The 15,386-nt window shown below is 36.6% G+C and carries 14 protein-coding genes (1 of these 14 cut by a window edge); 4 read left to right on the forward strand and 10 right to left on the reverse strand.

Annotation, left to right across the window (positions count from 1 at the left end; all coding sequences use genetic code 11):
• Positions 1-126: 126 nt before the first annotated feature.
• A complete protein-coding gene (locus B7E07_RS21085; protein WP_080848768.1) occupies positions 127-2,550 on the reverse strand; it encodes a coiled-coil domain-containing protein in 2,424 nt (807 codons plus the stop codon).
• 47 nt (positions 2,551-2,597) lie between these two features.
• Between B7E07_RS21085 and B7E07_RS21090 the strand changes: the two genes are divergently transcribed.
• Positions 2,598-3,428: a hypothetical protein gene (locus B7E07_RS21090; protein ID WP_080848769.1), complete on the forward strand. Its 831-nt coding sequence runs from the start codon at positions 2,598-2,600 to the stop codon at positions 3,426-3,428.
• Positions 3,429-3,457: 29 nt separating this feature from the next.
• On the opposite strand, the gene B7E07_RS21095 is transcribed toward B7E07_RS21090, so the two are convergent.
• From B7E07_RS21095 to groES, 4 genes are all read right to left on the reverse strand, one after another.
• Entirely contained in the window at positions 3,458-4,747 is a 1,290-nt protein-coding gene (locus tag B7E07_RS21095) for a hypothetical protein (RefSeq protein ID WP_080848770.1), read from the reverse strand.
• A gap of 4 nt (positions 4,748-4,751) precedes the next feature.
• The gene (locus B7E07_RS21100; RefSeq protein WP_080848771.1) at positions 4,752-6,356 is read right to left on the reverse strand and encodes a hypothetical protein; all 1,605 of its coding nucleotides are present in this window, start codon (positions 6,354-6,356) and stop codon (positions 4,752-4,754) included.
• A 191-nt stretch (positions 6,357-6,547) separates the two neighbouring features.
• Positions 6,548-8,179: a chaperonin GroEL gene (gene groL, locus B7E07_RS21105; RefSeq protein ID WP_080848772.1), complete on the reverse strand. Its 1,632-nt coding sequence runs from the start codon at positions 8,177-8,179 to the stop codon at positions 6,548-6,550.
• A gap of 56 nt (positions 8,180-8,235) precedes the next feature.
• Positions 8,236-8,520 carry a co-chaperone GroES gene (groES, locus tag B7E07_RS21110; protein WP_066450589.1) on the reverse strand — a complete coding sequence of 95 codons (285 nt, stop codon included), beginning with the start codon at positions 8,518-8,520 and terminating at the stop codon, positions 8,236-8,238.
• Positions 8,521-8,860: 340 nt separating this feature from the next.
• Between groES and B7E07_RS21115 the strand changes: the two genes are divergently transcribed.
• Positions 8,861-9,589, forward strand: coding sequence for a CPBP family intramembrane glutamic endopeptidase (locus tag B7E07_RS21115; protein ID WP_080848773.1), 729 nt, complete (start codon positions 8,861-8,863; stop codon positions 9,587-9,589).
• On the forward strand, positions 9,586-9,792 hold the full coding sequence (locus tag B7E07_RS21120; protein WP_080848774.1) for a YdiK family protein: 207 nt from the start codon (positions 9,586-9,588) through the stop codon (positions 9,790-9,792). Before B7E07_RS21115 ends, B7E07_RS21120 begins: the two co-directional genes overlap by 4 nt.
• A gap of 58 nt (positions 9,793-9,850) precedes the next feature.
• Here the strand turns inward: B7E07_RS21120 and B7E07_RS21125 are convergent, their stop codons facing one another.
• Positions 9,851-10,495 (reverse strand): redox-sensing transcriptional repressor Rex, encoded by a 645-nt coding sequence (locus B7E07_RS21125; RefSeq protein ID WP_080848775.1) that lies wholly within the window; start codon positions 10,493-10,495, stop codon positions 9,851-9,853.
• 24 nt (positions 10,496-10,519) lie between these two features.
• Positions 10,520-11,005 carry a cyclic pyranopterin monophosphate synthase MoaC gene (gene moaC, locus B7E07_RS21130; RefSeq protein ID WP_080848776.1) on the reverse strand — a complete coding sequence of 162 codons (486 nt, stop codon included), beginning with the start codon at positions 11,003-11,005 and terminating at the stop codon, positions 10,520-10,522.
• A 166-nt stretch (positions 11,006-11,171) separates the two neighbouring features.
• On the opposite strand from moaC, the gene B7E07_RS21135 reads away from it, so the two are divergent.
• Entirely contained in the window at positions 11,172-13,091 is a 1,920-nt protein-coding gene (locus B7E07_RS21135; protein ID WP_080848777.1) for an ABC-F family ATP-binding cassette domain-containing protein, read from the forward strand.
• A 245-nt stretch (positions 13,092-13,336) separates the two neighbouring features.
• Here the strand turns inward: B7E07_RS21135 and tsaD are convergent, their stop codons facing one another.
• The 3 genes in view from tsaD to tsaB are tightly spaced (at most 20 nt apart) and all read right to left on the reverse strand, a layout consistent with a single transcriptional unit that may run on beyond the window.
• Entirely contained in the window at positions 13,337-14,365 is a 1,029-nt protein-coding gene (tsaD, locus tag B7E07_RS21140; protein ID WP_080848778.1) for a tRNA (adenosine(37)-N6)-threonylcarbamoyltransferase complex transferase subunit TsaD, read from the reverse strand.
• Positions 14,362-14,811, reverse strand: coding sequence for a ribosomal protein S18-alanine N-acetyltransferase (rimI, locus tag B7E07_RS21145; RefSeq protein WP_080848779.1), 450 nt, complete (start codon positions 14,809-14,811; stop codon positions 14,362-14,364). Before rimI ends, tsaD begins: the two co-directional genes overlap by 4 nt.
• A 20-nt stretch (positions 14,812-14,831) precedes the next feature.
• A protein-coding gene (tsaB, locus tag B7E07_RS21150) for a tRNA (adenosine(37)-N6)-threonylcarbamoyltransferase complex dimerization subunit type 1 TsaB (protein WP_080848780.1) crosses the window boundary here: on the reverse strand, positions 14,832-15,386 show its 3' portion. 150 nt of this gene lie beyond the right edge of the window; the window shows 555 of its 705 coding nt (coding positions 151-705); its start codon lies off the right edge, out of view; its stop codon occupies positions 14,832-14,834.

Below are 15,386 nucleotides of genomic sequence, written 5' to 3' on the forward strand. Positions count from 1 at the left end.
AAATCAGGAAGTAGTCTATACTTTTAAAACTTTACATTATCTTGCCAGTAACATTGAGAGTGTAATATCGTTAAGAAGATGTACAAAAATTGCGGTAAAAGCTATAAAAACCTATTAATTGAAAAACTAATTTAATTCACCAGATTTTATTTTCTGTATTACTCTAGTTTGTTCCTCTTTATCGGTACTTAATGCAATTATACGTTTACCCCTAACATAGATTCTCCCTGTCCCTATTCCTTTACGATCTTTTTGTTCGTATTCATATTCTTCGACAGCAGATCCTTTATTTATAATAATACTATTCGGTCTCTTTTTTAATTTCTCTGAATCAAAATTCAGATAGAGCAGTTGCTTTTCTATAGATACTTGTTCCTTTTTATTAAGTTTCTTAACGCTATTAACAAATGACTCACTAAAAGATAGTTCTGAATAAAGTTCTTTAAACCTAAATTTCAACTCTGCCTTACTAGTTAATATTACTCTGGGGGTTGGATAAGGCGCAACAGCTTGCTGAACATCGGATTTCAATTTCCTGTATTCTGACAATAACCCTTCTTTTTCACCATTTAAAGCAATTACTGTAGCCTCTAATTCTTCTATTTTTTGTTGCTTTTCTATAAAGGCAAATCTCTTGTCATTTAATTCTTTATTTTCTTCATCTATACTATTAATCAGGTCCCAATTTTCATTAATTTCTTTTTCCTTCTCATCAATTCTTTCTTTTAGTTCCCTTGTTTCATGAATTAATATCTGTGTATCTCTTGCTAAGGTTACAATTATTTTCTCTTTTATATCAACTTCTTTTAGTATTTGTTCTTTTCCGTTTTTATACTCCTCTAAGACTTCCGAGAGGGCTTCAATTTCTTTCTGATTTTCATAGTGCTTTTTTTCTAATTGCTTTTTATCATACTCTAGTGTTTCAAGTTGTTGTTTGTAATCAAACACTTCTTTATTTTTGGTTTCTATTTTTGAATTAAGAGTACCTATCTCAAAAACCAAATTTTCTTCACTACTTTTCAGTGCTTCTAAAGATTCTTTATAATCATTCAACTCATCTTTCAACAAGCCTTCCTGTTTATCTTTAAAATCTATTTTCACTTTAAGTCTGTATAGTTCCTGCTCTTTTATTTCCCTATAAAGCTCATAATCACTTTGTACTTTTTCTTTTTCCTCTTTGATAGTTTGTAATTTCAAGTTATATATTTCTTCATTTTTTGCCTTTTCAGCAATCAATAACTCCAGTTCAGAGATGCGCTTCTGTTTATCTTCTAACTCAAACCTTTGTTCTTCAGAAAGTTTACTAACTTCTCTTTGTAAATAATCAACGTCTTTACTTAACTGTTCTTTTTCTTTACGATAAGAAAGGTTCTGGTTTTCAGTATTACTTAGTTTTATGGAAGTTTCAGTATAACTCTGCTCAATTGCTTCTTTTTGTTTTGATAACTTCTCTAATTCTAGCTGTATTTTTTCTTTTTCTTCTTTATAATTATTCCTAAGCTTCTCATTTTCCCTTTTTACCGTATCAAGGTCTTCCTCATACTTTTTTTGTTTTTCTCTTGTTTTATTTAATTCGTCAGTTATCTCATTTATCTCTTTATAAGTCTTTCTTTTTTCATTTTCAAGATTATTTCTTACTTTATTTAATGCCTGTATTTCCTTATATCTTTCATTTAAGGTATCCGATAAACGTTTTTGCTTTAATTCCAATTTATCTTTTTTCTTTTGTTCCATTAATAGATTTTCTTTTTTCTTCTGTAGGTCTTCTTTAAGTTCAATTTGCTCCTTTTTTAATTTTTCGGTTATCAGTTGTTGCTTATCTAACTTGATCTTTTGAATATATAACTGCTCTTCCAAGGATTGTTTATCATGCATTAATTTAGCTCTTTTGTTTACTAAATTATCTTTTTCCTTTTCTGTCTTTTCAATAGTCTCCTTCAACGACTTAATATATTTGTAATCTTGACTATTTTCCATGACAGACTGCATCTTTTGTATCTCTGATTCCTTGTTAAAGATATGTTTTTCAAGATCCTCTTTTGCCTGCAAAATTTCTTGCATTTTTAATTCATTCTGCATGATTGCTAGCTCTATTTCAGAATCTGGTTCGGGATAATTTAACTTTTGACTTATATTAAAGTTTTTTCTTTCTTCATCAGAAAGTCTAACCGCAGTAAATCTCCTCTTAATAAATGGGGTTGATTCATCACCAGACTCAGAGAGAACTGTTACAAGATAAATCTGTACAAGAAACAAACCAATCATTACAATTATATGTATTGGAATTAAGAGGACTAGGAAACTCCCAAATAAAATTAAGCTACCTTCTTTTATCTTCTGAAATAATGGTTTATTCCCCCAATTTATTAGTGCTTTTTGATTAAGGAGTAATATTACTCCTGAGAGTATCAATGCCCAAGTAATATTGAGTAGTAAACTATTTTCAATGTTTCTATGTAATATTCCCATACCAATAGAAGTTAATAATACAATAGGTATGATGGACTTTTGTTTTGCTATCAATTTAAAAAAGATAATATCTTTTTTCATGTCAAATCACCATTCTTCTTTTATAATATTCATGAGGAGGTTTTTTAGTGTTTAACAGTGAATTAATTAAAGAACGATCAATTTACTTCATAAAATATGTATTATTAATATCATTAGTATTAATTTTATTTAACTTTATATTAACTATAATTATACCCTATGTAGGGGAATATAAAGAAAAACTTCTTAGGATTACTGATTTCATAATGAGCAATCTATCAACCTTTATATTTACTTTGGCGTTAGTTATAGTTTTATTCTTTGCTTTCAAAAGTATTTTTAAAAAAATCCGTTTCTTATTTAGTGAAGAAACAACGGATAAAGACATATATGAAGAAAGTCTGGAAGAATGGAAAGAAAAAAACTATGATATTGTTTACGAAAACATGAGCTACATATATGAGATGTCACAAAAGGAAAATATACATAACCTCTATACCGAAACCGCTAAAGCGATACTATTATTTCAAAAAACTGACTTCTCTAATGAATCACTATCAAAACATGAAATTCTGCCAATCATTAATGCTTTGCTTAACACTTATAAATATAAAGAACTTTATCTAAATACCACTCACTTAGCATACGCTTTCTTACATTTCTTAAAAGTAGAAGATGATATTAACAAGAAAGCCATTTATCATTTAATATGTTCATTTCTATTTAACAGGGTGGATCCAGTACGTTATAAAAGTCGTATAGAAATTGAATTGCGCATTTTTAAATTATATTTTGAGCAATACGGTAATTCAATCTCAAATCTCGTTTCTAATGAAATATTACAAATTATGAATAATACACAAACAAATTTAAGTGAAGACTTATTTAAGGAAAAAGTTATCCCATTCCTAACAGAACAAGCTACAATTTATAGGTAACTCAAATTGCTGAGTTACCTTTTTCTTAATTAAATTTTATTCTTATATTGATTGGTTTTTTGTTGTAATCTCTTTATCTCATTCTGAAGGTGAAAAGAGTGAACACCACATTTAGTAATAGTTGCCATCACATTAGGGAGTACATCCATGACAAGCGTTGACCCTTTTTTAATCGATTCATTTATAGTATTTAATTCTTCTTTTCTATTAATAAGGTAAGCTACTTCATCTTTATAACGTCGTTCAACATCTGCCCAAACAGCATTATTAGCTTTAGAACTAATCATTTCTTCCCTTAACTTTTCTACTTTCCCCTTTTTAATATGAAGCTTTTGATCGATTTGAGTTATCACTTTTGTGATCAAATCATCCATCGCTTCATTTAGTTCTTTCTCCTGCTTTTTAGAGAATACTCGTCTAATCCCATTAGATAATCTACCACCTTGACTTGCTCCAGCGAATGCACCAAACATAGCTCCAGTAATACCTCCAGCGGGTCCAAACAACATCGTCCCAGCTACAATTCCAGCTTTTTGTCCTAATGCCCCTAATACTACTTTTGAAGATGTATCGCTCACTATATTAAAGACGGCTTGGTTAATTGCTACATCATCTTTCCAAACCCTCTTTATGTTATAAATGGAACTTACACCTGCTGCAATCAAAGGAATCTCAAAATCTAATAAATCATCAGCATGTGTTAGCGTTGTAGATGTTGCTTCTATCACTTCATCCCTAGAAATGTTAGAAACATAGACATTCGGATTCCCTTCAAAATAAGGTGCAAGTTCTGCATTCACATAAACTGGAATGTCTGGATATGTTTCCAGATGTTCTCTTACCCCATTAGGATTAGCTAAATTCTTTACTTGGAAGGGCTGGCCATCAACTAATAGATCCCAACCTGGGTTATTCGATTTCTCTGGAAACTCTACGTCATGCCCCTTGGCTTGTAATTCAGCAGCTATCATTTGTTCCCCAACATATCCTTGTAGCTGGGCCATATCTCCAGTTAAAACCGTTGTATCAATTTGACTAGAGAACTGGCTTAATGTAAATAGAGAAGACAAATCTTCTGTTCTAGCAAAATCAAGCCCCTTTACTACAGTAGAATTTATCATTATAAGGTCATAAATAAACTCACCAGCACTAACTGCTGTAATTGCACCTGTCTGTTTTAGTTGTTCCGGCGTACCAAATAACATTGTTTGCAGTCTATTTTGCTTTTGATCTTTTTCTTCCTCTACTGCGCAACGTAGAGCATCCTCATATTTTCCGTTTTTCCAATAATCCCAGAAACGTTTATTCAATATACTCATACAGTTACTCCTCTTCACTCGCAGGCAGTAGTTGTTGTGTAGATGCATTTAGATGTTGGAGTCCATAATTCTGTTTTTCCATTGCCTTAATATCCTGCCTAATGCTGCTCTGATTTTGACTAACCTGCTTTAATAAGGATTCCAGACTATTTTTGTATGTCACTTTTTCATTTTTAGATTGATGTAATTCTATAAGATTCATGGTACTAGCTTGAACCCTTTCCCGTTCTAGTTTTTTGAAAGGACTAGTTGACTTTAATACATCTTCAACCATTAAATATAGATACTTTTCCATTTTCTTCTCTTCGCTTTTAATATCAAAAGTTGTACCCAAATTTGAAACTTTATTCCCTATTCTCCTAAAAAAACTATCATTAACAGCATCTACTTTTTTCGCCTGCTGTAGAGATACTATCTGATCATTAACATCCCAGTATTCTCTTCTATTTTTTCGAAAAGCCTCATTTATATCCAAATCTTCTAGATTGCTAGACTTCAGAGCATTAAAAATCTGTTGCTTCTCAATACGTATTTGTAGTTCCTCTTTATAAATTGATGAATTTATATTACTTATTTGTCCTTTTGTTTTTCTAATATTGCTTTGTAACTTCAGTTCTTCTGCATCTTCATTTTTTAATTCTATTTGTAACTTACAATACTCATTGAAACGCCGATTCCATTCGGTCATAAATAACTCGAAAGAAACTTCATCAGCTCCCCCACTCATAAAAGGCAGTGTAATTTGCATGACGATAATAGGCATAAGTTTTTTCTTTAACGATTTATTTTGATGGTTCACAAGTAACGCACCGCCACCTAGCAGGACCGGGACTATGAATAATGGGTTAGCCAATACAGCTATGGTAGATGTCAATCCTGTATAAATACCAAATGGGAGAGTGATACCAAAAAGGCCAGCAAATGAAGCAAGTAAAGATGTTGCGGTAGTGTAGAAGGCAAACCCACTAACCTCAACAATTATAGCGAACACAATACTTGACCCGCTGGTTGCTATTGCCTTACGAACCATTTCATCCGTTAGGTCATCAACACCAAGCTTTTTCTTAATTTTCGACTGCTTTTCTTCGGGTAAACTTTGTATATATTCATTGACTTGTGAAGCAAATTTCGTTTGATCTTCAATATTAAAATCCTTAAAGCTATTATCAAGTTCATTAAATAACTTACTCATTTGGAATTTAATCATCTGTTGTAAATTTGATGAATGTAATTCATTTTCTGCGAAGCGTTTAAATTGCTTATCTTGTTTTAATAATTGCTGATAAACGTCGTTTACAATTAATATAGATTGGTCCACGATTTCTTTCTCTAATGTGTATTTCGTTCCTCTTAATTTCAATAACCTTGTCATTTCAAGAAATAAATCAACTTGAAGAACTTGATCTTCCACATTTCTGAGCTTATTTACTTCTTGCTCTAAATGATATGTAAAGTTATCACTTTCTTCTTTAGATAACTTAGCTATAACATCTTTTGTCTTTGACGTTAAAAGATGACCAATATTCGTTTTGAGTAATAATGCATAGACCATTCTAAGATCTGTTCCTTTTAATGTAACTAAGCTGTTAGCTAATATCTGTCCATCCAATAGAAACACTCCTAATAGAAATATAGCCCTATTATACTACAAGACTGAAATAACCAATTAAGTAATTATAAAGAAGAAAATGAAAAAAGAAGCTTCTCAAAGGTTTTATCAACTAATGAGAAGCTTCTTTTATATATCTGATGTTAGCATTTTGTTAGCAAAACCCTTTAACCAAGGGGTGAGGCGGCTTATTACATCATGCCGCCCATTCCACCCATACCGCCCATATCAGGCATTCCGCCGCCAGCGTTTTCTTCTGGCTTGTCAGCTACTACAGCTTCTGTTGTTAAGAACATAGCTGCAACAGATGCTGCGTTTTGAAGTGCAGAACGAGTTACTTTCGTTGGGTCTACGATACCAGCATCGATCATGTTAACCCAAGCGCCTGTTGCTGCGTTGAAGCCTGTGCCTACGTCTTCGCGCTTTAAGCGGTCAACGATAACAGATCCTTCAAGGCCTGCGTTGTGTGCGATTGTGCGAACTGGTTCTTCCATAGCACGAAGAACGATGTTGATGCCTGTTGCTTCGTCGCCTTCTGCTTGAAGCTCAGCCACTTTGTTGTATACGTTTAGAAGGGCAACTCCACCACCGGAAACGATACCTTCTTCTACTGCTGCACGAGTAGAGTTTAGGGCGTCTTCGATGCGAAGTTTGCGCTCTTTTAGTTCAGTTTCAGTTGCAGCGCCGACTTTCACGACTGCTACACCGCCAGCTAATTTAGCAAGGCGCTCTTGTAATTTTTCGCGGTCAAATTCAGACGTTGTTTCGTCCATTTGAGTGCGGATTTGGTTTACGCGGCCAAGGATTTGCGCGCTGTCTCCAGCACCTTCCACGATTGTTGTGTTTTCTTTTGTAACAACCACTTTAGAAGCGCGTCCTAGTGCGTCAATACCAGCAGATTTCAGGTCACGGCCAAGCTCTTCAGTGATCACTTCACCGCCAGTTAGAATTGCGATATCTTCAAGCATTGCTTTACGGCGGTCACCGAAGCCAGGAGCTTTAACAGCAACAGCGTTGAATGTGCCGCGAAGTTTGTTTACAACAAGAGTAGAAAGTGCTTCTCCTTCTACATCTTCAGCAACAAGCAATAATGGCTTTCCTTGCTGTACAACTTGCTCAAGTACAGGAAGAACCTCTTGGATGCTGGAGATTTTCTTGTCAGTGATTAAGATATATGGATTTTCTAAAACAGCTTCCATTTTATCTGTGTCAGTTACCATGTATGCTGATGCATATCCGCGGTCAAATTGCATACCTTCAACCACATCAAGCTCAGTTGTGAAGCCTTTAGATTCTTCAATTGTGATAACGCCATCGTTGCCAACGCGCTCCATTGCTTCAGCGATTAATTGACCAACTTCTTCGTCAGCAGCAGAGATTGCAGCAACCTGTGCAATGGACTCTTTGCCTTCGATTGGCTTAGAAATAGCTTTTAATTCTTCAACAGCTGTTAGAGTCGCTTTTTCGATTCCTTTGCGGATACCCATTGGGTTTGCACCAGCTGTTACGTTTTTAAGACCTTCACGGATCATTGCTTGAGCAAGAACCGTTGCAGTTGTCGTACCGTCACCAGCAACATCATTTGTTTTGCTTGCTACTTCTGCAACAAGTTTTGCACCCATGTTTTCGAATGCATCTTCAAGTTCGATTTCTTTCGCGATTGTCACACCGTCATTTGTAATTAACGGAGAACCGAATTTTTTCTCAAGAACCACGTTGCGTCCTTTTGGTCCAAGAGTTACTTTTACTGCATCTGCAAGTGTATCAACCCCGCGCAGCATAGAGCGGCGAGCTTCTTCACTGAATTTAATCTCTTTTGCCATTTGTAATAACCTCCTCAAAGATTTTAAAGTAATATAAGTCTAAGTCTATTTTTGATTTATCCGATTACTGCAAGAATATCGTTTTCACGAAGAATTAAATATTCTTTGCCTTCGTATTTAACTTCAGTTCCAGCATATTTTGAGAAGATAATGCGGTCGCCATCAGCAACTTCCAATGCAACACGCTCACCATTTTCAAGCACGCGTCCAGTACCAACCGCTACGACTTTGCCTTCTTGCGGCTTTTCCTTTGCAGAGTCTGGAAGCACGATACCGCTTGCAGTTTTTTCTTCAGTTTCAACAAGCTCGATAATAATTCGATCACCTAGTGGCTTTAACAAGTGAAACAACCTCCTCAATCATTATGTAGTGATTTATTTATTAGCACTCTATCGACTTGAGTGCTAACACATTTATTATATTAATAGTTCTGACTTTTATTTGCAAGCATGATGCTGTATTTTTCATAAAAAATTTTTGTCTTAAAAAGGAAGTCTATTATTGCCTGTGCCAGAGTATAGAGAGATCCATTTCTGGCAACCTCTTCATTATATACATTCCCATTCTTTTTATGCACAAAGACTGGTCAGGGTACCCTTCTATTTGAAAGTACCCCCTCTTTATGAGTAAAATGGTTGAAAGAGCATATGCTTGATTCTATGTCATAAGGGAGATCATCATTTGAAAAAAGAATACTGGATTATTTTAATTGTTTATATTGCCATGCAGCTTTCATCAATTGTCGGCTTGCCGCTTATGGTGTTTGGAAGTGAGCTTATAACTGGCACTAGAATGGATGAAGGTACGGCCGTGTCTTCTTGGCTTGTGATTAGCTTTTCTCTTGCGCTCATCTTCATTCTTTTCCTGTTGAGAAAGGATATGAAAGTGGAGCGGAGTTTATCTGAGCAATCATCCGTTGTAAAATCGATAGCCTGGGCGATTGGCGGTGTGTTTTTAGCTCTGATTGCACAGTCTGTTGCTGCAAATATTGAATATATGATTGGCATTGAAATGGGTTCAGAAAACACACAGCAAATTATGAGCATTATTGAAACGTCTTCAATCGTTATTATTGTCGTGTCGATTATTGGACCCATTTTGGAGGAAATCATTTTCCGGAAGATTATTTTCGGCAGTCTGCATAAACGCTTCAATTTTTTCATATCAGCGCTGCTAAGCTCTGTTATTTTCGCGGCTGCACATACTGAATTTGAACATCTGCTTCTCTATTCAGCGATGGGTTTCACGTTTGCCTTTCTATATGTAAAAACAAAGCGGATCCTTGTGCCGATCTTTGCGCACGTTGCTATGAATTCACTTGTGGTCATTATGCAGCTGAATATGGAAAGAATTGAAAACTGGCTGGAGGAAATGGAACAAATGGCAGCATTTATTGGAGGGTTTCTATGAGAAGGTCACCTCTGTTTTCAGGCATTGTTTATTTAATCCTTGGCATTCTTTTTGTCTACATTGCCATTCAAAGTCTTCAGCAAAACGGAGATTGGGGCTTCATGACAAATCTTCTCATAATTATTGCCACCTTTGATATTGGAGCTGGCCTTAAAATGATCAGCTTCCACTTTAAACTTAAAAATCTTGAAAACAAAAAATGAGCCAGCATATGGCTCATTTTTGTTTTTATTATGAAAGAGATATGACTCCTCAAGGTTCCTACATATCTGCCGGGTAATGTTTTAGGAAATAAATTAATGATTGCAATTCCACGGCTAAGTCAATATGGTGAACCCTAATTGCTGGAGGCACAGTTAATCTAGCAGGAGTAAAGTTTAAGATTCCTTTTACTGTACTTTGTGAAATTCTATCTGTAATCGTTTGGGCATGCTGTGAAGGTACAGTTAAAATCACAACTTGGATGTCATTTTCTTCAATAACCTTTTCAAGCTCGTCCATATGATAAACGAATACATCCCCAATTTTTTGATTCACCTTATCAGGAGAAACATCAAAGCCCACTTCAATTTTTGTATTGTTGTTTTTCAAGAAGTTATAGTTTAATAAAGCAGTCCCCAGATTACCAACACCAATTAAACCAACCTTTGTTACTTCATCTTGGTCGAGCGTTTTTCTAAAAAAGGACAGCAGGTAATTCACATTGTAGCCATATCCTTTTTTACCAAGTGCCCCAAAATAAGAAAAATCTCTTCTGATCGTGGCAGAATCAACTTTTACAGCATCACTTAATTCTGCAGACGACACCCGAAGCTTACCTGATGAATGAAGATTTTTTAAAAATCGATAATACAACGGTAATCGTTTTGCCGTTGCCTGCGGAATCTTGGTTTGTTCTGTTGACATCATTGTACCTCCGTATTCTCCGTCCTACTCCGTTCTTTTAAAATCCCCGTTTTTGCCGCCTTTTTTTTCTAGTAGATAGGTTTCCCCTATGATCATCCCTTTATCGACGGCCTTACACATATCATATACAGTCAATGCACAAGCTGATGCGGCTGTTAACGCTTCCATTTCAACACCTGTGCTGCCTTTTGTTTTGGCAGTTGCCGTAATTTGCAGGATATAGTCGGAATCTGTCAGCTTCCATTCGAATGAAATGTCCACACTTGTCAGCATTATTGGGTGGCACATTGGAATAATGTCAGATGTTTTCTTGCTTGCCATAATCCCGGCAACTTGTGCAACGGCTAATACGTCTCCTTTTTTCATACTGTTAGACGTAATCTTGTCGTATATGACCTCATTTACTTTTATACTTGAATGGGCAATTGCTGTGCGAACGGTTTCGGCTTTTTCGCCAATATCAACCATCTTAGCTCTGCCTTCTTCATTAAAATGCGTTAAATCTCCCATATACTAACACCTCACAACAGAATCATACACTATTTTAGGTGCATTTGTGTATAGTTTGTATTCATATTCACATATTTATTTGCAAATTTCTTCAAATAACGCCGGTTTATTGCCGAACCTAAGCGGAATACGATACACTTGTCTTATACTATAGAGGTGAAAAATCATGATACTATTACAAGTTAATCAGCTCAATAAAAGCTTCGGTGCTGATCCAATTTTAACGAATATAAAAATGGAAGTACAAACAAGAGACCGCATTGCGCTCGTCGGACGTAATGGAGCAGGAAAATCGACTTTATTAAAAATAATCGCTGGCCATATTTCTTATGACAGCGGGGAAATCATGAAGCCTAAGGAAGTAGAAATTGGCTATTTGGCGCAAAATACAGGTCTTGAATCTGAACTGACAATTTGGGATGAAATGCTCACCGTTTTTGCTTCCTTACAGCAGCAAGAAAAAGAATTGCGTTCGTTGGAAGAAAAAATGTCTGATCCTAACGCAATGAGCAACGAAGAAACGTATAATCGCATTTTAAAGGAGTATGATCGCCTTCAAGTCAGTTTTAAAGAGAATGGCGGCTATCAGTATGAAGCAGATATCCGTTCCATTTTACACGGCTTGAACTTTCAGTCATTAGGATATGATACAAAAATTTCATCCTTAAGCGGCGGACAGAAAACACGGCTTGCGCTTGGAAAGCTGCTCTTAACAAAACCTGATTTGCTCATTCTCGATGAGCCAACAAACCATCTGGATATTGAGACCCTTTCCTGGCTCGAATTTTACCTGCAGAGCTATGAAGGAGCTATTTTAATTGTTTCTCATGACCGTTACTTCCTCGACAAGGTTGTTACGCAGGTTTATGAAATCTCACGTCATCAGATCAAAAGATTTACTGGAAACTACAGCCGCTACTTAGATCAAAAAGCTGCAGATTTTGAACGTGATATGAAGCAGTATGAAAAGCAGCAGGAAGAGATTTCAAAGCTTCAGGACTTTATTCAGCGAAACCTGGCACGTGCCTCAACGACCAAAAGAGCACAGAGCCGCCGTAAACAATTAGAAAGAATGGATGTAATGGATCGTCCTCTTGGCGATGAGAAATCAGCATCATTCGGCTTTCAAATTGAAAGGCAATCAGGCAATGATGTGCTGCAGGTTATGGATCTTGCTATTGGCTATTCAGGTGAAGCAGTTGCTGGAAACCTTTCATTCCGGATTACTAGAGGAGACAGTGTCGCTTTAGTAGGGCCCAATGGGATTGGAAAATCTACTTTGCTTAAAACTATTATTGAAAATCTTCCAGCTTTACAAGGGAAGATCATGCACGGTTCCAATGTAACGATTGGTTATTATGATCAGCAGCAGGCTGAGCTTACATCCAATAAGCGTGTTTTAAATGAACTATGGGACGATTATCCCCTTATGCCGGAAAAAGATGTCCGAACCGTTTTAGGTAACTTCCTTTTTTCAGGGGATGATGTCTTAAAAATAGTATCAACTTTGAGCGGCGGTGAGAAAGCACGACTTGCTCTAGCCAAATTAATGCTGCAAAAATCGAATTTCTTAATACTGGACGAGCCTACCAATCACCTGGACTTAGACAGTAAAGAGATTTTGGAAAATGCTCTCATTGATTATCCCGGCACAATTTTATTTGTCTCCCATGACCGCTATTTCATTAACCGCATCACCTCTAAAGTGATCGAATTATCAAAAGAGGGTGCGGAGGAGTTCTTAGGCGATTACGATTACTATGTGGATAAAAAGAAAGAGCAAGAGGAGCTTGAAAAATTTGATTCCGTTTCTTCAGCAGCTTCCTCTGCTCCTTCAGCAGAAAAAAACAATTATCAATTAGATAAAGAAGCCAAGAAACTGGAACGGCAGCGAAAAAGAAGAATCGAAGAAATTGAAAAACAAATTGAGCAGCTTGAGCTTAAAATAGAAGAATACGAGCAGCTTTTATGTGACCCAGAGGTTTATCAGGACCATGAAAGGGTACTAAAGATAACAACAGATAATGATCTGGCAAAATTTGAGCTTGAAACCCTTCTTGAAGAATGGACTGAGCTTGCAGATTAATTATCGTACCCCCTTTAGGCATCTATTCTCTCTAAAAAGAACCGGGACTATTGTCATCTCGGTTCTTTTTTTATCCACAAAACTATTAACAAAACAATCCTTGAAAAATAAGTATTCCACACACTTTTCCACAGTATCCACAAAAAGTTGTTCACTTATCCACATATTCACTGTATTTTTCTGAAAATTAGTTTATTTATCCACAAAAAATAGCCCCTGCACGAACAGGGACTTTTTCCTACTGTTTAAGAATTGTGGATAGAGATATCAAGACCAGGATTAGCATTAAGATTTAACTGTGATCTTATCCCTTTTTCATAATAAATACTGCCTGCAGCTGCAATCATCGCTGCATTATCCGTACATAATGATAAAGGAGGAATAACCAGCTCAATCTCTTTAAGAGGTTCAAATGTCTCCTGTAAAGCAGCACGCAGACCTTTATTCGCCGCCACTCCGCCAGCTAATAAAACTTGTTTAACCTTATAAGCCTTTGCTGCTTTTTCAGCTTTAGTGACGAGTACATCAATCACACTTTGCTGAAAGCTTGCAGCTAATGCTTCCGGCTCTATTTTTTCCCCACGCTGTTCTGCGTTGTGGACAGTGTTGATAACTGCTGATTTTAAACCGCTAAAGCTAAAATCATATGAGTCTTCTTCCAGCCATGCACGCGGCAGCGGAATGGTTGGTTCGCCTAATTGTGCAAGCCGGTCAATATGAGGTCCGCCTGGGTAAGGCAGATCCAATGTTCTTGCTACTTTATCATACGCCTCGCCAGCAGCATCATCTCGTGTTTCACCAATTACTTCGAAATGGCCGTGCTCTTTCATATACACAAGCTCTGTATGTCCTCCCGAAACGACTAGAGACAGCAGCGGAAATTTCATCTCTGTTAATAAGCGGTTCGCATAAATATGACCTGCTATGTGATGAACACCAACAAGCGGAATATTATGTGCAAATGCCAGAGCTTTTGCAGCATTTACTCCAACCAGCAGAGCACCAACCAGACCAGGTCCTTCCGTGACAGCAATTGCTGTTAAGTCAGAGAACGTGATATCTGCTTCCTTCATAGCCTCTTCAATGACAATTGTCATTTGTTCAACATGATGTCTGGAGGCAATTTCAGGTACAACGCCGCCAAATCTTTTATGACTCTCTATTTGAGAAGAGACGATATTCGAAACAATCTCTTTTCCATTTTTCACAATAGCTACAGCTGTTTCATCACAGCTTGTTTCAATTCCCATTATCCATTGATTTTGCTCACTCATAAGTTCACCCACATTACTAAAGCGTCTTCTTGAAGATCTGTATAATAATTTTTGCGAATGCCTCCATCTTGGAAACCAAGTTTGCGGTACAGTGCTTGTGCAACATGGTTGGAGACACGCACTTCAAGTGTCATTGATACGGCACCAAGTTCAATCGCCACTTCAATCATATTTCTCATTAATGCTTCTCCAAGCTTTTGACCGCGGTAATCAGGATGAATGGCAACATTAGTGATATGCACTTCATCCACAACCACCCAAGAGCCGCAGTAGCCAATGATCTTTCCATCTTCTTCGAGTACAACATATACCGCAAAACGATTTTGAGTCATTTCATGATAAAAAGCCTCTCGAGTCCATGGGGTCGTAAAGGAAGCCTGTTCAATCTGTAAAACATCCTCTATGTCTTCTTCCTTCATAAACCGAAATGTTAACGACTTATTCATTTTGACACTTCCCCATTTATTCAAAGCTTCTGCTTCTTATTCTCTTCCAGCCATTTTGTTTCAGCTTCTGCCAAGCGAATATAGTTCGGTACAAAGGTATGAATATCTTCAGGCTCCATATCTTTCCCTATCAATGCTAATTCAGCAGGACGCGGATTCATTTCCGTTATACCACTAAAGATTGCCTGTTCACCCATGATATCCAAAATCTGCTGACGGTGAATAGCTGCATCGTTTCCAAGGAATAGAATATTTTCTGGCTGCTGAGTCAGTTCCTCAGCCCAATTTTTCGATAGGAGCAGCTGATCTTCTCTAATATTGATTAACTTTCCATTTTCATAACGATATAAGCCAGTATACACTTGTCCTCTTCTGGCATCAAATAAAGGGGAAAGATACCCATTAAAATATCTTCCTGCTGAAGCAGCTTGCACAGCCAAACTTGAAACTCCTGTTAGAGGGATATTCAATGACCAAGCTAATGTTTTAGCAATCGTAACACCAATACGAACTCCAGTATAAGATCCTGGCCCTTTTGCGACAACAATTTTAGTCAGATCAGCGGGTTTTGTATC

It is taken from the genome of Cytobacillus gottheilii (assembly GCF_900166665.1).
In the GTDB taxonomy this organism is placed as follows: domain Bacteria; phylum Bacillota; class Bacilli; order Bacillales; family Cytobacillaceae; genus Cytobacillus; species Cytobacillus gottheilii_A.

What these genes read in the sequence shown, in the direction of transcription:
- B7E07_RS21085 (WP_080848768.1), bottom strand. Translation starts at nt 2,550, where the DNA reads ATGAAAAAAGATATTATCTTTTTTAAATTGATAGCAAAACAAAAGTCC.
- B7E07_RS21095 (WP_080848770.1), bottom strand. Translation starts at nt 4,747, where the DNA reads ATGAGTATATTGAATAAACGTTTCTGGGATTATTGGAAAAACGGAAAA.
- groL (WP_080848772.1), bottom strand. Translation starts at nt 8,179, where the DNA reads ATGGCAAAAGAGATTAAATTCAGTGAAGAAGCTCGCCGCTCTATGCTG.
- B7E07_RS21120 (WP_080848774.1), top strand. Translation starts at nt 9,586, where the DNA reads ATGAGAAGGTCACCTCTGTTTTCAGGCATTGTTTATTTAATCCTTGGC.
- B7E07_RS21125 (WP_080848775.1), bottom strand. Translation starts at nt 10,495, where the DNA reads ATGTCAACAGAACAAACCAAGATTCCGCAGGCAACGGCAAAACGATTA.
- moaC (WP_080848776.1), bottom strand. Translation starts at nt 11,005, where the DNA reads ATGGGAGATTTAACGCATTTTAATGAAGAAGGCAGAGCTAAGATGGTT.
- B7E07_RS21135 (WP_080848777.1), top strand. Translation starts at nt 11,172, where the DNA reads ATGATACTATTACAAGTTAATCAGCTCAATAAAAGCTTCGGTGCTGAT.
- tsaD (WP_080848778.1), bottom strand. Translation starts at nt 14,365, where the DNA reads ATGAGTGAGCAAAATCAATGGATAATGGGAATTGAAACAAGCTGTGAT.
- rimI (WP_080848779.1), bottom strand. Translation starts at nt 14,811, where the DNA reads ATGAATAAGTCGTTAACATTTCGGTTTATGAAGGAAGAAGACATAGAG.